Below are 18,025 nucleotides of genomic sequence, written 5' to 3' on the forward strand. Positions count from 1 at the left end.
TCCTCGCATTGCCGAAAGGACATTCCATGCGTCTTGTTACCTATCGCCGCTCCATCGAAGCAGAGGCGCGCCTGGGCGTGCTTGTCGATGATCTTGTCATCGATGTTGCCACGCTGGGTGAACGCGCTGGCTCGCCCCTGCCATCGCGCATGCTCGATTTCATCAAGCTCGGGCCAGTCGCCGTCAGCGAGCTCGGTTTCCTGCTCAAGGAAGCAGGCGGCCGCTGGCCGGTCAATGGCGCGCTGCCGCTGGCGGGCGTGATCCTGCTTGCGCCGATCCCGCGTCCCGACAAGAACGTCTTCGGTATCGGGCTCAACTACATCGATCACGTGGCCGAAAGCGCGGCGGCGCTCGATACCGCGCCCGATCTGCCCAAGCAGCCGGTGATCTTCTCCAAGCCGCCAACGTCGGTCATCGCGCCGGGTGAACCCATCGTCCACCGGGCAGACATCACGCAGCAACTCGATTGGGAAGTTGAACTGGCGGCGATCATTGGCACCACGGCGCAACGCGTTACGCGCGAGAACGCGCTGTCACACGTCTTCGGCTATACCGTGCTGATCGACATGAGCGCGCGCGATTGTCGCCGGGCCGGGCAGTGGATCTATTCCAAGGGGCAGGACAGCTATTGCCCCATGGGGCCCTGCATCGTCACGGCCGACGAGATCCCCGATCCGCAGACGCTCGACCTCTGGCTTACCGTCAACGGAGTTGAGAAGCAGCGCAACAACACCAGCCACATGCTGTTCAAGGTCGATGAACTGATCGCCGACATCAGCCAGGGCATCACGCTGGAGCCGGGCGACATCATCGCGACCGGCACGCCCGAGGGCGTGGGCGCCGGCCGCAATCCGCAGGAATGGGTGTGGCCGGGAGACGTGATCGAAGCCGAGGCTACCGGCATCGGCAAGCTGCGGCACCCCGTCGTCGCGGGCTGAATTGGACACTAGAACCCTGCTCCCATGAAAGGGGTGTGACGGCCTCTCCCGGACCTGTTCGGGAGAGGCCTTGTCATGCAAGGGAGGCGACGCCGGGTAGCGCTGTTGTCCATGCAGAAAGGCGGAAGCAGTATGCCTGCCACCGCCTTTTGCTTGCGCGTCTGTGCTGTTGTGTTGCCGGGGAGAGGCCTGCGGTCGCGGCTGCTAGGCGGCTGCTACCGCATGTTCACCCGTCATCGGCTTGGGCCTCATGTCATCTGGCCAGGCCACCGAACGTCCTGCCTCCAGGTCCATGCAGACCAGCGTCGCCGTGGCCTCAAGCCGCCTTTCGTCACCGCAGAGCACTTCTGCGACCAGTTCCATGGAACTGCGCCCCACGCGTGGGACGGAGAGCCTGAAATCCAGCAGGTCGCCGAGTTTGCTCGGGCTGAAGAAGGTGGTCTGGATCGTCACGGTGGGCACGCCCAAACCGCGGCGGATATGCATCTCGGCGAAATCCACGCCGATCCCTTGCGCGAAGTAATCCTCGACCGCGGCGTTGAGCATCTCGAAGTAGCGCGGATAAAAAACGATGCCGGCCGCATCGACATGGGCGAAGCGTACCAACTGGGTAGAAATGAACGTCATCAGTCCGTCTCTTCCTCTGCAGCGAGCGAAACCTTAAGGTTCGCCAGCAGCAAATAGAGTGATTGCATATCGGCAGGGCTCATCTGGCGGAACATGCTGCCGATCCATTTATGGTGCGCGTCGGCCAGCAACTTGAAATGTTCCCGGCCCTTCCTGGTCATCATCACGATCGTGCGTCGCTTGTCTTCGGGCGGTGCCTCGGCGCTGAGGTAGCCGTCGGACTCCAGCTGGCGAACCAGCACGGTCACGTTGCCGTTCGAAACCAGCAGCAAGCGGGAAAGCTCGCTCATGGTCACGCCGTCCGGATTGCGTTCCAGCGCGGCCAGCACATCGAAGCGAGGCAGTGTCGTGTTGAACTGCTCGATGAAACGACGACGCAGACGCTTCTCGATCGTCATCGAACAGCTCAACAGGCGCAGCAGGACACGGATGTCCTGCCGGCCGATCAGTTCCCCATCGTGCTTTTCGGGAATGGATTCGTTCTGGTCGCCGCTGAACAAGGCCGGTTCCTCCTGCTGGCTGCCGTGGCGCTCACCGAGCCTGAGGCTGCAGAGTGCGTGTCATTTGCGCGAGCCCTAGAGCATATGCAGGGGGCACGGCAATCTCCTGCCCGGATCGTGCGGCTGCGCGCATGGTCCAGGCTGGATCGGCGAGATGCGGACGGCCGAGCGCGACAAGATCCGCACGGCCTGCAGCCAGGATCGAATTGACATGATCCGCCTCGTAGATGTTGCCCACGGCGATCGTCGCGCAACCGGCCTCATTGCGGATCTGGTCTGAAAACGGCGTCTGGAACATGCGACCATAGACGGGGCGTGCCGAAGCTGCCGTTTCGCCAGCAGAGACGTCGACGATATCGGCTCCGGCGTCCCGGAACGCTGCGGCGATCCGTACGGCCTCGTCGGGCGTAACGCCGGCGCTGCCGACCCAGTCGTTCGCCGAAATGCGGACGGCCAAGGGGAGCTCTTCGCCCCATGCATGACGCATCGCGCGAAAGACCTCGAGCGGATAGCGAAGCCGGTTATCCAGCGAACCGCCGAATTCATCGTCACGGTGGTTCAGCACCGGTGAGATGAAGCTAGACAGCAGGAAGCCGTGGCCGGCCTGGAGTTCGATCATGTCGAAGCCTGCTTCCTTGGCCCGGGTGGTGGCAGCAACGAAGTCGGCCTTCACCGCGTCCATGTCTGTCCGGGTCATCGCGCGCGGAACCTGGCTGCCGGGCTTGTAGGGCAGGGCTGATGCCGCAATCAGCGGCCAATTCGCTTCCTGCAGGGGCCGGTCAGGCTGGACGTGGCCAGCTTCGGTTGCGCCGCGCGCGCCGGCATGGCCGAGCTGGACGCATATCTTTGCCTGCGAGTTGGCGTGAGCGAACGTGACGATCCGCCGCCAGGCTTCGGTCTGATCGTCATTCCACAGTCCGGGACAGTGTGGTGTGATCCGTCCGGTCTCGCTGACCGCCGTCATTTCGGTCACAACCAGTCCGGCACCACCCATGGCTCTTGCGCCGTAATGGACCATGTGGAAATCGCCGGGCACCCCATCCTCGCCTGCCGAATAGGTCAGTATCGGAGATACCACCACGCGGTTGGCAATTGTCAGGTCGCGCAACAGCAGCGGCGCGAACATGGGCTCGGCCGGGCGATTGCCTGGCTCGACTCCCGACTCGCGCTGGAACCACTGCTCCACCTCTGCCAGCCAAGCCGGATCGCGCAGGCGCAGGTTTTCATGACTGACGCGCTGGGACCGGGTCAGCAGCGAATAGGCAAACTGCTTGGGCGCGAAATCGATGTAGCGATCCAGAGTCTCGAACCATTCGGTGGAGTTACGTGCAGAATTCTGGATCTTGAGCACCTCGGTATGACGCTCGGCACGGTATTCCTCGAGCGCGGCGGCCATGCTCTCGCGATTGTGGGCAATGTGCGGGCGGCTCATGACTTCGGCAAGCTTGATCGCATCCTCCAGCGCCAGCTTGGTGCCCGATCCGATCGAGAAATGAGCGGTGTGCGCAGCATCGCCCAGCAGCACGACGTTGTCGAACGACCAGCGCTCGCACAGGATGCGGCGGAAGTTGATCCATGCAGCAGAGCCACGCAGGTGACCGGCGTTCGTCAACAGAGGTTCGCCGTCGAGGTGGCGGGCAAAGATCCGCTCGCAGGCCGCAATTGCATCGGCCTGCTCCATCGTGTCGAAGCCAAGTCCGCGCCAGGTCTCTTCCGAGCATTCCACGATGAAGGTCGATCGTGTCTCGTCAAAGCGATAGGCGTGGGCCCAGATCCAGCCGGCCTCGGTCTTTTCGAAGATGAAGGCAAAGGCATCGAACAGCTTGGCCGTTCCGAGCCACATGAACTTGTTCGCGCGGGTCTGGATGTCCACGTCGAAGCGGTCTTCGTATTGGGTGCGGATGCGGCTGTTGATCCCGTCCGAAGCCACGATCAGGTCATAGTCCGACCATCGGGAAAGGTCGGCGTCGAACTCGGTCTCGAACTCCAGCCGCACACCCAGTTCGCGCGCGCGGTCCTGCAGGATGTTCAGCAGGCGCTTGCGCCCGATGCCGATGAAGCCGTGGCCGCCCGAGCGTTCAACATGGTCGCCCACGACGACTTCGATGTCGTCCCAATGCGCGAATTCGGCCTGAATAGTCGCGGCGCTGACCGGGTCATTGCTGCGCAGGTTATCAAGGGTCTGGTCGGAAAAGACCACGCCCCAGCCGAACGTATCGCCTGCCTTGTTGCGCTCCAGGACCACGATATCGTGGCCGGGATCGCGCAGCTTCATCGAGATGGCGAAATAAAGGCCGGCTGGGCCACCGCCGAGACATGCGACTCTCATCTACCACACTCCTATATTTCAAACTTAAAATATATGGCCGGTCTACTGCCGTTCTGGCGTCGTTTCCCGCTCTTGTGCATTCTGTTGCTGCCCGCGTTCGGACGCATTCGTTTTAAACTTGAACTAATTTGAACCGGCTGTCCAGTGCAACATTGCCCACCCTTCGCTCAGCTCTCGTCCAGGTTATCGTAGAGCAGGTTGAGCAGGTCGATCAGTTGCGAGAAATCCTTGGCTGAGAGGTTGCGGATGACCTTGTGATAGGTGGGCGACGTCGCTTGACGCGCCTGCGCCAGCTTGGCTTCACCGTCTTCGGTCAGGAAGACTTCAGTCACCCGCGCATCGCGCTGGCTGGGGGCAGAGTGGACGAGGTTGGCTGCGGCCATGCGCTGCACGATCCGCGTCATGGTCGAAAGCGGGATCACTGCAGCATCGGCAATATCGCGCACGCCGCGCGGGTTTTCCTCGCCCAGGATCATCAGGACGCGCCAGCAAGGGATATCCAGTCCTATATCGCGCAGCGCCGCCTCGATCACCGCGTTGTAGCGGCTGGCAAGCCGGTTCACGAGGTAGAACGGGTAGGAGGCGACCTGAAAAGCAGGGGTCCCCGGGTCGCCAAGAAGCCGCTTGTCCAAAACGAAATTTCCTCCGGTTTCGCGTTCCTTACATTTCATCGGGGATGAATACAACGTGCATGTGCAACTTTTTTGGTTGCAAGTGCACGTAAATATGTCACAGTCCGCAGGTCCTTGCCTCTTCAGGGAGAGAATCATGTCGGGAACCACGCTCGCCCAATTCGCCGCCGCCGTCGGCAGCGGTGCAATCAAGACCATCGACCTCACGCAGACGCTGTCGGAAGACACCCCGGTTCTCGTCCTGCCCGAGCCGTTCGGCCAGACCGCCGCCTTCAGCCGCCAGGAAATCTCCTGCTACGACGAGCGCGGCGTCGCATGGCACTGGAACAACTTTACCACCGGCGAACACACAGGCACCCATTTCGATGCGCCGGTCCACTGGGTCACGGGCAGGGATCTTCCCGAGAATACAGTCGATACCATTGCGCCCGTGCGCTTCACGGGGCCTGCCGTGGTGATCGACGCTTCGGCCGAAGCCACCGCCGACGCAGACTTCATACTGACCGCCGATTTCATCCGGGCCTGGGAGGCAGCACACGGTGCCATTCCCGCAGGCTGCTGGGTGCTGCTGCGCACCGACTGGTCCAAGCGTTCCGGCCATGCCTACACCAACCGTCGCGAGGACGGCGCCCACACGCCGGGGCCTGATCCCGAGGCCATCCGCTACCTGATCGAGACCCGCCGCATCCTCGGCTTCGGCGTGGAGACTATCGGCACCGATGCTGGCCAGGCGCACCTCATGGACCCGCCTTACCCTGCGCACACGCTGCTCCACGGCGCGGGTCTCTATGGCTTGCAGTGTCTCGAGAACCTCGATCTCCTGCCGCCGACCGGTGCTTTCATCGTTGCTGCGCCGCTCAAGATCGCGGGAGGTTCCGGCAGCCCCGTGCGCGTTCTCGCGTTCGTCGAGGGCTGATCCATGGCTGAGCGGTCGTTCAAGAAGGAAGTCGAGAAGCTGCGCCTCGGCGCGGGTGAGCATTTCGAGGGCGAGGGCATCCTCGCCGTCACCAAGGCGCTGCTGCAGGCTGGTGTCGCTTATGTCGGGGGCTACCAAGGCTCACCTATCAGCCACCTTATGGACGTATTCGCCGATGCAGATCCCCTGCTGCGGGAACTGGGCGTGCACTTCGAATCCAGCGCAAACGAGGCTGCGGCAGGGGCAATGCTCGCCGCCTCGGTCAACTATCCGCTTCGAGGCGCGGTGGCGTGGAAGTCTGTCGTCGGCACCAATGTCGCCTCCGATGCGCTGTCCAACCTGGCCTCGGGCGGCGTCACTGGCGGTGCCCTCATCATCATTGGCGAGGACTACGGCGAGGGCTCCTCGATCATGCAGGAGCGCACCCACGCCTTTGCCATGAAGTCGCAGATGTGGCTGCTCGATCCCCGGCCGAACCTGCCGACGATGGTCGACATGGTGGAAAAGGGCTTCGAACTTTCGGAAGCCTCGAACACGCCGGTGATGATCGAGATGCGCGTGCGCAGCTGCCACATGACCGGAAGCTTCGTCGCAAAGGACAATCGCCGTCCATCGATGACCGTGGGCGATGCAGCGCAGACTCCGACCCGCGATCTGGACCGGATCGTTTTGCCACCGGCCATCTTCCTGCACGAGATCGAGAAGGTCGAGAAACGCTGGCCCGCCGCGCAGGCCTTTGTCCGCAACAACTGCCTCAACGAATGGTTCGGCCCGGAACGCGATGATATCGGGATCATCGTACAGGGCGGACTGTTCAACACGCTCAACCGCGCCCTCGAGCTTGCCGGCCTGTCCGATGCCTGGGGTGGCGCGAAGCTGCCGATCTATTGCCTCAACGTGGTCTATCCGCTGATTGCCGACGAGGTCGTGGAGTTCTGCGCAGGCAAGAAGGCGGTCCTCGTCCTCGAGGAAGGCCAGCCCGAATTCATCGAGCACGAACTCAACACGATCCTGCGCCGGGCGGATCTGCACACGCGCCTCGTCGGGAAGGATGTTCTGCCGCGCGCTGGAGAGTATTCAGGGCAGGTGATCGGGGACGGGCTTGCCCGGTTTCTCGAACAATGGTCACCCGAGCGCGCGCCAGCCCGTCAGATGGCTGTGCCGGTGGAGCCCGAACTCGCGGCGAATGTGCCGGCGCGGCCGGCCGGGTTCTGCACCGGTTGTCCGGAGCGGCCAATCTTCTCTGCGATGAAGCTGGTGCAGCGCGAACTCGGGGAGCTGCACGTCTCTGCCGATATCGGCTGCCACCTCTTTTCGATCCTGCCACCCTTCCACATCGGCAATACCACCATGGGCTATGGCCTCGGCACGGCGGGCGCTTCGGCGTTCAGGCCCAATGCCGGAGGCAAGCGCGCGGTGGCGATGATGGGCGATGGCGGCTTCTGGCACAACGGCCTCACCTCGGGCATCGGCAACGCCGTGTTCAACCAGGACGATACCGTCACGATCGTCGTGGATAACGGTTATTCCGCCGCGACGGGTGGGCAGGACATCCTGTCCTCGCGCGCGGACAACGATATCCGCACCACCCGGCATCCGATTGAAAAGGCTGTGCGCGGCATGGGCGTACGCTGGGCGCGCACCCTGACCCGGACATACGACGTAGCCCGCATGCGCGATACGCTGCGTGAAGCCCTGACCTCGCCGGAGAAAGGCCCCAAGGTCATCGTCGCGCAGTCCGAATGCATGCTCAACAAGCAGCGCCGGATCAAGCCGCAGCTGGCCAAGGCCGCCAGTGAAGGCAAGCGCGTGGTGCGTGAACGCTTTGGTGTCGATGCCGATACCTGCACGGGCGATCACGCCTGTATCCGCCTGTCAGGTTGCCCCTCGCTCAGCATCCGGCCCAATCCGGATCCGCTACGCCAGCATCCGGTCACCCATATCGACAACAGTTGCGTGGGATGCGGCAACTGCGGCGAAGTCGCCCATGCTGCGGTGCTGTGTCCATCATTCTGGAAGGCCAGCATCATTACCAATCCGCGCCGATGGGAACGCGTTGCAGCAAAGGCGCGCAAGTGGATCATCGGAGCTCTGCAACGCAGTCACGCGCGTACCTTGGCAGCAAGGGCATTCTGATGGAAATCTTCAATCAACACCGCGATCGCATCACTATCGCCATTCTCGCCCTCGGGGGCGAAGGCGGTGGCGTCCTTGCCGACTGGATACAGGTGGTTGCCCGGCAGAATGGTTACGTCGCACAGGGCACGTCCGTGCCCGGCGTTGCCCAGCGCACCGGCTCGACAGTCTATTATATCGAACTCGTCCGTATCGGCGCAGCAGGTGGAAACCGGCCTGATCCTGTGCTCGCGATGATGCCCGTGCGGGGCGATGTCGACATCGTCATAGCCTCGGAACTGATGGAAGCGGGCAGGGCGATCCTGCGCGGTTTTGTCAGCAAGGACCGCACCACGCTGATCGGTTCGACGCACCGCGTCTATGCCATTTCGGAAAAGTCTGCCCTGGGTGACGGCACCGGGGCAAACGCGCGCATTCTCGATGCGGCAGAGCGCCGTGCCGCCCGGTTCATCGGCTTCGACATGGCCGAAGCGGCGCAGTCTGCGGGCAGCGTCATCAGCTCGGTCATGTTCGGGGCCATGGCCGGCAGCGGCTCTCTGCCGTTCCCGCGCGAAGCCTTCGAAGACGCCGTGCGACATGGAGGCAAGGCGGTAGCCGCCAACCTCAAGGGCTTCGCTTCCGGATTCGATGCCGCTGGGCGTGCCCTTCCGGCACCAGCCGAAGCCGCAGGGCCACGCGCCCCGACGACCGCAGCGGGGCGCGCACTGCACGATCGTCTTTGCCGCTCCTTGCCCGAAGAGGCGCATGCGCTTGCCACCGATGGCGTCGCCCGGCTGATGGAATGGCAGGATGCGCGCTATGCCGAGGTCTATGTGGACCGGGTCGAGGAACTGGCCGCGATCGCCCCGGCTCTGGCTGCCCCGGCGGCGCGGCACCTCGCACTGTGGATGGCTTACGAAGATCCGATCCGCGTGGCCGATCTCAAGATCCGCGCGACGCGCAGCGCACATATCGCGCGCGAAGTGCGAGTGGGCAGCGGACAACTGCTCCGCGTAACCGAATACATGCATCCTCGCTTGCAGGAAGTGTGCGAAACGTTGCCGCGCCGCATCGGCTCACGCATCCTTGCCAGCGAAGGCTGGCGCCGCCGGCTCGAACCGTTCTTCGCGCGCGGTCGTCATGTCGAGACCACCGGCCTGCGCTGGTTTATTGTGCTGCGCCTGCTTGCCGCCATGCGGCCATTTCGCCGCGGCAGCCTGCGCTATGCCATGGAACAGGAGCGTATCGGCCGCTGGCTGGACCTTGTCCGCGATGTTGCGCGCAGCGATGTCGATGCTGCGGTCGAGATCCTCGGCTGCCAGGCGCTGGTCAAGGGTTATTCGGACACCTTCGAGCGCGGCATTGCCAATCTCGAGACAATTCTCGCCGCTGTCGAGAGCCATGTTATCGGCACGCCGGATGCTGCAGCAAGGATCGCCGCGTTGCGCGATGCTGCGCTGCAGGATGAAGAAGGGAAGGCGCTGGGCTGCGCGGTTTCGCAACTCTCGCCGGTGCGCCAGGCGTCTTGAAAAGTGCCGCGCTGGACGAACAATCGCAGCGCTGGCCGCATATCGCCGCAAAGCCTCCCACACCTATCCTCCCCTCATAACGATCTTTTGGGGATGAAGAATGGTTCGAAGAATCGGAATCATCGGTGGCGGCATTGCGGGTCTCGTCACCGCCAAGACGCTCAGGCAGTTTGGCCATGACGTCATTGTCTTCGAAAAGGAAAGTGAGGTCGGTGGCGTGTGGGCTTCGTCGCGCCGCTATCCCGGCCTGACCACGCAGAACCCGCGTGAAACCTACGCCTTTGCCGACTTCCCGATGCCGTCGTCCTATCCGGAATGGCCTTCGGGCACGCAGATGCAGGCCTATCTTGAATCCTACGTGGATCACTTCGGCTTCCGCAGCGCGATCCGGCTTGGGTCGCAGGTGCTCGATGTCGCCCCTGCCGGGCAACGCTGGCGCATTGCGGTGCGAGATGTGGAAACCGGTGCGGAGAGCGACCAGATCGTCGATCTCGTGATCGTCTGCAACGGCATTTTCTCCATCCCGTCGATACCGCAGTTCCCCGGGAGCAACGCCTTCAAGGACGCGGGCGGGCAGATCCTGCATACGAGCGAATTCACTGACATCGATCTCGTCAATCGCCGCCACGCCCTGGTGATCGGTTATGGCAAGTCCTCGTGCGATGCTGCCGTCGCCATTGCGCGGACCGCGGCCTCCACCCGCGTTGTAGCCCGTCACCTCATCTGGAAAATCCCGAAGAAGGTCGGCAACGTCGTCAATTTCAAGCATCTCTTCCTCAATCGGCTGGGCGAGGGGCTTTTCCGCTACATCAACGTGCGCGGTTTCGAACGCTTCCTGCACGGCCCGGGCCTGCCCTTGCGCAACAGCATGCTCGGCACGGTGCAGGGCATCATCAGTCGGCAACTCGGCCTCAAGCGCATCGGTCTTGAACCGGCGGGCAAGCTGGAAACGATCGCCCGTTCGACCGTCAGCCTCGTTACCGATGGCTTCTACGAAGGTGTCGCCGATGGATCGATTGCATTCTCCAAGGGCGAGATAGCCGAGCTGACCCCCGGCAAGGCGCGGCTCAGCGACGGCAGCACGGTTCCTGCAGACGTGATCGTCTGCGGCACCGGCTGGCACCAGCGCTGCGATTTCCTGGCGCCCGAGGTTCTTGCCAAGGTGACCGACAAGAGCGGGAACTTCCGCCTGTACCGCTCGGTCGTGCCGGTCGGCGTGCCGGGGCTGCTCTTCAACGGATACAATTCGTCGTTCTTCAGCCAGCTCAACGCCGAAGTCGGGGCCTTCTGGATCGCCGACTTCCTCGGCGGCGGGATCAAGCTGCCAAGCGAGGCGGAGCAGAATGCCTATGTCGACAGCCGTCTCGCATGGATGGAGGCCCGGACCGACGGCAAGCACAGCAAGGGCACCAACATCATCCCGTTCTCGATCCACCACATAGATGAACTGCTGAACGAAATGAACCTGCAGCTTCCTCTGCTGATGCGGCTCAAGCACTGGTTCGTGGCGATCGATGCCGCCGACTACGGTGGCCTGCTGCCCCGCCTGATGAAGCGCCACGGGGTCTCGGCCAAGCGCCCGGCCGCATCCATCGCCCACCAGACCGCGCGCGCCTGACAGGAGAATGACCATGGGACAATTGACTGGCAAAGTCGCCATCATCACGGGTGGAGCTGCCTCCATCGGCGCGGCGATCAGCCGCAAGCTGCATAGCGAAGGCGCGCGCGTTGTTATCGCCGCGCGGTCTGAGGCTAAGGGGCGCGCCATCGAGAGCGAGCTGGGCGAGGGAGCCTTGTTCGTGCCGACCGACATCACTGACGACAATGAGCTGCAAAACCTCGTAGCAAGGGCCGCATCCGCATTCGGCAGGCTCGATATCGTGATCAACAACGCCTGTTCGTATGGAGATGATGGCCCGGCGACATCGCGTGCCGTCTGGCTCGATACGCTCAACGTCAATGCCGTCTCTGCTGCGATCCTGGGCGAACTGGCGCGGCCGCATCTCGCGGCAGCACGGGGCAATATCGTCAACATCGGCTCGATCTCGGGCCGCTTCGCGCACATCGGACGCTGGGCCTATCCGGTCTCGAAGGCGACGCTTGCCCATCTCACGCGCGCGCAGGCGATGGATTATGCGGCAGACGGCATCCGGGTGAACATGGTGACGCTGGGCCATATCTGGTCCGACCCGTTCGATGGCCTGACAACCGGAGATCGCGCCCATGCCGACAAGGTGTCCGCCGACCTCAACCTGCTAGGCCGGGTCGCAGATGCCGGGGAAGTGGCCAACGTGGTCGCATTCGTCGCGTCCGATGCGGCCAGCTACATGAATGGTAGCGAGACTGCGGTCGATGGCGGCTATGGCATGCTCGGGCCTGAGCGGCGCGTTCCGCTGATGCCGCTTCTGGCAGGGCAGGGGTAAGCCGGTCGTGGGCGCGCTGGGAGCGGCTGACGCGGATTTCGTCATCATTGGCAGTGGCATCAATGCTTTGGTCTGCGGTGCCACGCTGGCATTGCGCGGGCACAGCGTGCTGCTGCTGGAGCGCGAGGAACGGCCGGGTGGGTGTATCCGCACCGAAGAGCTTACCCTGCCGGGCTTTCTCCACGACACGCTGTCCACGCTCTATCCCCTGTTCCTGACTGCGCCGCACTATGCGGAGCTGGGGCCAGAACTGGCGCGCCACGGCCTTGTTTTTCGCAATTGTGCGACGCCCACTGCCGTTGTCCAGCCCGATGGCGCGAGCCTGATCTTCCATACTGACCGGGCGGCCAACATGGCTGCCCTCAATGCCTGCTCGCCCGGCGACGGGGAGGCCTATGCCCGCGCCATGGCCGAAGTCGAGCGGATGGCGCCGCTGGTCTTCGGGCTGCTGGGCGGGCGTCTGTGGTCGTGGCAGACGATCAGGCTGCTACTGGGTGAGGCACGCCGGCAAGGCATTCGCGGCCTTGCCCGCACGTTCGGGCAGATGCTGCGTTCATCGCGTGCCTGGCTTGAGCAGGATTTCCGCGCCGGCCTTTCGCGTGGCCTGTTTGCGCCGTGGGTGCTGCACGTGGGCCTTTCGCCCGAAAGTACGGCGTCCGCGCTGATGAACCGGCTGGTGCTGTTCTCGCTGGAGGCAGTGGGCAGTCCGATGGTTGAAGGGGGAAGTGCCCGCATCGTCGAAGCGTTTGCCGATCTTATCGTCGAGAAAGGCGGCCGGATCCGGACCTGCGCGGACGTCGACCGGGTACTGGTTGAGGGAGGGCGGGCGCGCGGCGTACGGCTAGGCAATGGCGAGGTGGTGCGCGCAGGCAAGGCGGTGATAGCCTCGGTCACGCCGACCCAGCTTTACCAGCGTCTGTTGGCCGATGCGCCAGTGGATGAAGTGGCGCGCAACGAGGCCGCCGCCTTCCGCTATGGCCGAGGCGAAATGCAGATACACCTGGCGCTATCGGAACCGCCCGCATGGCCGGACCCCGCGCTTCGAGAGGTGGCGATGCTGCACCTGACGGCCGGGCTTGATGCCGTGTCCCGCGCTGTGAATGAATCCGAGCGTGGGCTTTTGCCAGCCGATGCGACGATCGTGGTGGCGCAGCCTGTTGCGGTCGACCCGTCGCGCGCGCCCGACGGAAAGTGGATCTTCTGGATCCAGCTTCAAGAGTTGCCTCGCGACGGCTGCCTTGCCGGTGATGCACTGGGCGAGATCGCCATCCCAGATGACGGACGGTGGACCGAGGCCGTGCGAGAGGCCTATGCCGACCGCATTGTCGAGCGGCTGTGCACGCTGATCCCGAACCTGCGTGACAGCATCCTCGCGCGGCATGCGATCAGCCCTGCAGACCTCCAGCGTATGAACATCAACCTGGTCGGCGGTGATCCCTATGGCGGAGATTGCGCGCTGGACCAGTTCATGTTGTGGCGGCCCGGCGCGACGCCGGCAAATCATGCCACGAGCGTTGCGGGACTTTTTCAGATCGGCGCTTCCACCCACCCGGGACCCGGTCTTGGCGGCATGTCCGGCTATATGGTCGCCAAGCTTCTGGGGTGACCAGAAACACGCATCCTATGCATATGCCGCGCAGCCACTGCATAGTCCACGTCCCGCCGATTGCTTCTACTTGCACGTAATTTCCGCCCACTGAGGACGGGATGCATTCAGGGGAAATCGGTGATGCAAGATCTCAAGCACGTATCAATGCTGGCCGTATCGCTCGCGCTTTGTGCGGTGTCAGGCACAGGCTATGCACAGGAAGCCAAGGCAGGCGGCGGGGCGGCTCCCGTCACCGAGTCCGAGCAGCAGCAGGATGACGCAAGTAGCAGCCGCGTGGATGCGCTGTCAGGCGAAATCACCGTGACCGCGCGCAAGTTCGAGGAGAAAGCGCAGGCGATCCCGCTGGCGATCTCCGCGTTTTCGGGCAAGGCGCTCGAGGCGCGTGGGCTGGACAACATCAACGGCGTTGCCACCTTCACCCCGAACATGACCTTCCAGAGCAACCCCAGCTTCGGCGGCGCAAGCTCATCGGCCGCGATCTACATTCGTGGCATCGGGCAGAAGGAATTCCTGCCGACCACCGAACCTGGCGTGGGTGTCTATGTGGATGGTGTCTATGTGGCGCGCTCGGTGGGGGCGATGCTCGATCTCGTCGATGTCGACCGGGTTGAAGTTCTGCGTGGACCGCAAGGCACCTTGTTCGGCCGCAACACCATCGGCGGCGCGCTGAGCCTGACGACAAAGAAGCCAAGCAACCGGCGCGAAATCTCGGGCCAGATCACGGTCGGTCGGTACGATCGCATCGACGCCAAGATCATGGCCAATATTCCGCTTGCCGATACGCTGGCGCTTCGCGTTTCGGGCGCGAGCATGATGCGTGACGGCTATGTCCAGCGGGTGGTGGACAACAAGGACCTGGGCAATGTGAACACAAAGACCGGCAGGCTCCAGCTGCGCTGGGACGCTGCGCCCAACCTCGAGATCAACCTCTCGGTCGACGGAACCGAGGAGCGCAACAACGGTCCCGCGCTCACGCTGAAGGGCGTGGATCTGCGTTCCGCCATTTTCAACCCTGCCAATCTGCCGATGCTGCCCCCCGGCAGCCCGCCGACCGCCGGCAGCTACGTCATCAACCCGCCGTTTGACGCGCCGGTAGACAACTTTGCACTGCTGAACAATTATGTCGCCACGTTCCTTGGAGGGCAGAACTGTCTGGGCTTTGCCCCCTATCGCCCGACTGGTCCGGCTGCGGCTTGCTATGACGATCGCTACGCGAGCGCGACCAAGGACTTCGGCACGGCGCCACAATATTCGCGAAACCGCATCTGGGGCGCGAGCGGCAATATCGATCTCGACCTGGGTGCGGTCCAATTGAAGTCGATCACCGCCTATCGCCGCCTGGATGGCAAGTTCTCGCGCGATGGCGACCATTCGCCGATCCTCGTCAGCCAATTCTATGACGAGCTGACCGACAAGCAGTTCAGTCAGGAACTGCAGCTGCTTGGCCGTGGCATGGGAGGCAGCCTGAAGTACGTTGCTGGCCTGTACTACTTCAGCGAGACCGGGAACAACGTCAACATCCTCGACTTCACCCCGGTCTATTTCCAGTCGGGCGGAAAGTTCTCTACCAAGAGCTATGCTGCGTTCGGGCAGGCGACCTATTCGTTTGGCGACGTGTTCGATATCACTGCCGGCTTGCGCTATACCAAGGATGACAAGTCGTTCTTGCCCGACCAGACGATCTTCACCGATCGTACACCGGGGCAGCAACTGATCAACGGGAGCCCGAATACTCCGAAGACGCGCATCCTGCCCTTCGTGCAGGTGAACCGCAGCGAGAGCGACGTCACGCCGATGGTCAATCTGGCGTGGCATGTCACCGCGGATTCGCTGGTCTATGCCTCGTTCTCGCAGGGCTTCAAGTCCGGCGGTTTCGTGCAGCGCGTATTCCCGCCGCTGGCAGCAACTCCCGAATTCGCCGCCGAGAAGGCGACGGCCTATGAAGCCGGGTTCAAGACCCAGCTGCTGGATCGCAAGCTGACCATCAACGGTGCGGTGTTCCTGACCAAGTACGACAACCTGCAGGTCCAGGTATTTACCGGCGTGGCCCCGGTCACCAAGAACGCCGCTGCGGCCGAGATAAAGGGTGCGGAACTCGAGGTGCGCCTGTCGCCGGGAGGGGGCTGGTTTGTGGAAGGCAGCGCCGGCTATCTGGACCCGCGCTATACCAGCATCGATCCTGCCGCGACCGAGATCACCCGGGCCTCAAGGTTCGAGCGCATTTCGAAATGGACGCTCAGTGCCTCCTTGCTCAAGAGCGTCAAGATCGGCGATGGCGAACTGACCGGGCGTGTCGATTGGTCCTACCGCGCGGGCCAGTTCATGGATGCGCTCAACACCAGGGAAATCTTCCAGCCGGGCTACTCCCTCGTCAACGCAAGCATTGCCTACGATTTCCCGGGCAGGAACCTGAGCCTCGTCGCCGGCGCAACCAACCTGACGGACGAGCGCTATCTCGACAGCGGGATCTACGGAACCTCGTTCCGCAGCTATGAAACTCTCTATGCCCGTCCGCGCGAGTGGTACGTCACGATGAAATGGAAGATCTGAAACCAGTCGAGCAGCGGATCTGGATAGAAGGATTTGCTTTCTGAAACAGAAGTGACAGAATTGCAGGTGCGGCGCCCAACCAACGTCGCACCTGTCAGGAGACGATATGACAGTGGTCGCCAGCCCGTTACAGGCCTACAGTCGGCTCTCCTCGAACGATGTGGACTACGTTCGCGACAGCGTCGCCAAGGTATTCTGCTCTCACCGGCTGGAGCCGCATAACGGCGTCACCGAACTGAAGGCGTGGCAGAACAGCGCTTCGCTCACCAAAAGTAGCTTGAGTGTAATGAGTTACGGTGCGCCGGTTACGATCGATCCCGGATACCTTGAAACCTTTTACCTGATGATGCTGCCTTTCGAAGGTCGTGCGGCGATCGAGGCGGGAGATCGCAGTTTCATTTCCGACGCGAACACGGCAAGCCTGCTGAACCCCGACGAATCCGTGCGGATGAACTGGGATGGCAACTGCGCCAAGCGGATGGTGCGAATCGAGCGCGCTGCGATGGAACAACAACTCGCGCGTCTGCTGGACCGCCCGTTGCGGCAGCCGCTGCGATTTGACCCGGTGATGCGCATGGATTCACGCGCCATGGTCTGGTGGCGCTATGTCGGCCTGCTGATCGACGAATTGGACGCGCTGGGCCCGGCCGCTAGCAAGACTGCCAGCGTCGAACAGCTAGAGTCGCTGCTGATGACCAGTGTGCTGGAAGTGCAGCCGCACAACTACAGCGAAGCCATGAGCCAGCCGCGCGGTGCGATCGCCCCGCGCCATGTGCGGCAAGTCGAGCGCTACATCGAGGCTCATGCCAGGGAGCCCATCGACATTGTCCGGCTGATAGAGGTCAGCGGTGTGAGTGCCCGGACTCTGTTCGAAGGATTCCAGCGCTTTCGCGGCACTTCGCCGATGGCCTACCTGCGCGGCGTTCGGCTGAAGGGGGTGCGCGACACGCTGCTTCGCGGCCCAGCAGGCAGGACTGTGTCCGAGATTGCGACCGAATGGCAGTTCTTCGAACTAGGTCGCTTCGCCGGTCTCTATCGCCAGTGCTATGGCGAAACGCCTTCACAGACGCTGCGCCGCTCGCTCCGCTGACATGAGACTCTGACGGGTTCTGCTGTCGGTTTGGGCGGCCTCTTCCATGACCCGTCGCCCATTGTTAGGCGATTGCGGATGAAAGCAAGGCAGTCGTGCGGAAACCGCTGGACCTGTGCAAAATCCAGCACCCTCAGGTTGTCGACTGCAGGGGCATTGATGGCTCCCCATGATGGACGCGGCTTAGTCGTGCGTTTTCAAGGACGTCCACTGAGAGGGGCAGGCCTAAGGATGCAGACTGCATGAAGACGCCCCGCATCTCTTGCCCCAAATGTGCTCAGAAAACGGGTGTCGTGATCATGTACGGCTTCCCCACCGAGATGTCCTTCAGGAAGGCTGAGCGGGGCGAGATTGTGCTGGGAGGATGCATGCAGTTGATCGAGGCACCTGACCGCCAATGCCAGTCATGCGGACACACATGGACACCTCGAAGAACCGTCTGATTTTGGCAGGATAGGGACGTGACGGCCAGCGAGGGGTTGGTGAGCCCCGTTTTCGGTTGGTTGATCCTCTGATTTTCTTGGGTTTCAAGACTGGAGCGCCGCTCTGAACCCCGTTTTCGCGTTATGCGGGCACACTTCGCCCCTCGAGCCAAGTGAGGCGCTGGAAATTGTAAGCGAGGTTGGCCATGCCGATCTTGATGCGGGCGCGGGCAATGCCGATGGTGCGCACGATCAGGCCCATGCGATGCTTCTGCCCGGCAAAGACGTGTTCGACTGCCGAGCGGATGGCTGAGCGCTTCGCATTTGCTCTGGCGACGCGCTCGG

The 18,025-nt window shown here is 62.8% G+C and carries 13 protein-coding genes and 1 pseudogene; 9 read left to right on the plus strand and 5 right to left on the minus strand.

Features of this window, described 5'->3' with window-relative positions; translation table 11 throughout:
• Positions 1-26: 26 nt before the first annotated feature.
• Positions 27-938 carry a fumarylacetoacetate hydrolase family protein gene (locus IQ25_RS11220; RefSeq protein WP_144905768.1) on the plus strand — a complete coding sequence of 304 codons (912 nt, stop codon included), beginning with the start codon at positions 27-29 and terminating at the stop codon, positions 936-938.
• Between the two features lie 204 nt (positions 939-1,142).
• On the opposite strand, the gene IQ25_RS11225 is transcribed toward IQ25_RS11220, so the two are convergent.
• The 4 genes from IQ25_RS11225 to IQ25_RS11240 all read right to left on the minus strand — a co-directional run bounded on the left by IQ25_RS11225 (position 1,143) and on the right by IQ25_RS11240 (position 5,026).
• Complete coding sequence (locus IQ25_RS11225; protein ID WP_144905770.1) at positions 1,143-1,565, minus strand: acyl-CoA thioesterase; 423 nt, start codon at positions 1,563-1,565, stop codon at positions 1,143-1,145.
• A complete protein-coding gene (locus IQ25_RS11230; protein WP_246415494.1) occupies positions 1,565-2,065 on the minus strand; it encodes a MarR family winged helix-turn-helix transcriptional regulator in 501 nt (166 codons plus the stop codon). Before IQ25_RS11230 ends, IQ25_RS11225 begins: the two co-directional genes overlap by 1 nt.
• Positions 2,066-2,096: 31 nt before the next feature.
• Positions 2,097-4,394, minus strand: a complete 2,298-nt coding sequence (locus IQ25_RS11235) for a bifunctional salicylyl-CoA 5-hydroxylase/oxidoreductase (RefSeq protein WP_144905772.1) — start codon at positions 4,392-4,394, stop codon at positions 2,097-2,099.
• Positions 4,395-4,561: 167 nt separating this feature from the next.
• Positions 4,562-5,026 carry a MarR family winged helix-turn-helix transcriptional regulator gene (locus tag IQ25_RS11240; RefSeq protein ID WP_246415495.1) on the minus strand — a complete coding sequence of 155 codons (465 nt, stop codon included), beginning with the start codon at positions 5,024-5,026 and terminating at the stop codon, positions 4,562-4,564.
• Positions 5,027-5,162: 136 nt separating this feature from the next.
• Here IQ25_RS11240 and IQ25_RS11245 point away from each other — a divergent pair, with 136 nt between their 5' ends.
• The 8 genes from IQ25_RS11245 (at position 5,163) to IQ25_RS11280 (ending at position 17,258) form a co-directional block, all read left to right on the plus strand.
• A complete protein-coding gene (locus IQ25_RS11245; protein WP_144905775.1) occupies positions 5,163-5,942 on the plus strand; it encodes a cyclase family protein in 780 nt (259 codons plus the stop codon).
• Between the two features lie 3 nt (positions 5,943-5,945).
• Positions 5,946-8,078: an indolepyruvate ferredoxin oxidoreductase subunit alpha gene (locus IQ25_RS11250; protein ID WP_144905777.1), complete on the plus strand. Its 2,133-nt coding sequence runs from the start codon at positions 5,946-5,948 to the stop codon at positions 8,076-8,078.
• The gene (locus IQ25_RS11255) at positions 8,078-9,586 is read left to right on the plus strand and encodes an indolepyruvate oxidoreductase subunit beta family protein (protein WP_144905779.1); all 1,509 of its coding nucleotides are present in this window, start codon (positions 8,078-8,080) and stop codon (positions 9,584-9,586) included. Before IQ25_RS11250 ends, IQ25_RS11255 begins: the two co-directional genes overlap by 1 nt.
• 100 nt (positions 9,587-9,686) lie before the next feature.
• Complete coding sequence (locus IQ25_RS11260) at positions 9,687-11,204, plus strand: flavin-containing monooxygenase (protein ID WP_144905781.1); 1,518 nt, start codon at positions 9,687-9,689, stop codon at positions 11,202-11,204.
• Positions 11,205-11,217: 13 nt separating this feature from the next.
• Positions 11,218-12,009 (plus strand): SDR family oxidoreductase, encoded by a 792-nt coding sequence (locus IQ25_RS11265; protein ID WP_144905783.1) that lies wholly within the window; start codon positions 11,218-11,220, stop codon positions 12,007-12,009.
• A 7-nt stretch (positions 12,010-12,016) separates the two neighbouring features.
• Positions 12,017-13,615 carry a phytoene desaturase family protein gene (locus IQ25_RS11270; RefSeq protein WP_258537010.1) on the plus strand — a complete coding sequence of 533 codons (1,599 nt, stop codon included), beginning with the start codon at positions 12,017-12,019 and terminating at the stop codon, positions 13,613-13,615.
• 123 nt (positions 13,616-13,738) lie between these two features.
• A complete protein-coding gene (locus IQ25_RS11275) occupies positions 13,739-16,168 on the plus strand; it encodes a TonB-dependent receptor (protein WP_246415496.1) in 2,430 nt (809 codons plus the stop codon).
• Between the two features lie 106 nt (positions 16,169-16,274).
• On the plus strand, positions 16,275-17,258 hold the full coding sequence (locus IQ25_RS11280; protein WP_144905785.1) for an AraC family transcriptional regulator: 984 nt from the start codon (positions 16,275-16,277) through the stop codon (positions 17,256-17,258).
• 564 nt (positions 17,259-17,822) lie between these two features.
• On the opposite strand, the pseudogene IQ25_RS11285 reads toward IQ25_RS11280, so the two are convergent.
• Positions 17,823-18,025: pseudogene (locus tag IQ25_RS11285) on the minus strand (IS5/IS1182 family transposase); the annotation flags it as partial.

Source organism: Novosphingobium taihuense (genome assembly GCF_007830315.1).
GTDB lineage: Bacteria > Pseudomonadota > Alphaproteobacteria > Sphingomonadales > Sphingomonadaceae > Novosphingobium > Novosphingobium taihuense.

Coding starts and splice junctions, on each gene's coding strand:
- IQ25_RS11220 (WP_144905768.1), top strand. CDS start 27: ATGCGTCTTGTTACCTATCGCCGCTCCATCGAAGCAGAGGCGCGCCTG.
- IQ25_RS11250 (WP_144905777.1), top strand. CDS start 5,946: ATGGCTGAGCGGTCGTTCAAGAAGGAAGTCGAGAAGCTGCGCCTCGGC.
- IQ25_RS11255 (WP_144905779.1), top strand. CDS start 8,078: ATGGAAATCTTCAATCAACACCGCGATCGCATCACTATCGCCATTCTC.
- IQ25_RS11225 (WP_144905770.1), bottom strand. CDS start 1,565: ATGACGTTCATTTCTACCCAGTTGGTACGCTTCGCCCATGTCGATGCG.
- IQ25_RS11245 (WP_144905775.1), top strand. CDS start 5,163: ATGTCGGGAACCACGCTCGCCCAATTCGCCGCCGCCGTCGGCAGCGGT.
- IQ25_RS11235 (WP_144905772.1), bottom strand. CDS start 4,394: ATGAGAGTCGCATGTCTCGGCGGTGGCCCAGCCGGCCTTTATTTCGCC.
- IQ25_RS11275 (WP_246415496.1), top strand. CDS start 13,739: ATGCAAGATCTCAAGCACGTATCAATGCTGGCCGTATCGCTCGCGCTT.
- IQ25_RS11260 (WP_144905781.1), top strand. CDS start 9,687: ATGGTTCGAAGAATCGGAATCATCGGTGGCGGCATTGCGGGTCTCGTC.
- IQ25_RS11265 (WP_144905783.1), top strand. CDS start 11,218: ATGGGACAATTGACTGGCAAAGTCGCCATCATCACGGGTGGAGCTGCC.
- IQ25_RS11280 (WP_144905785.1), top strand. CDS start 16,275: ATGACAGTGGTCGCCAGCCCGTTACAGGCCTACAGTCGGCTCTCCTCG.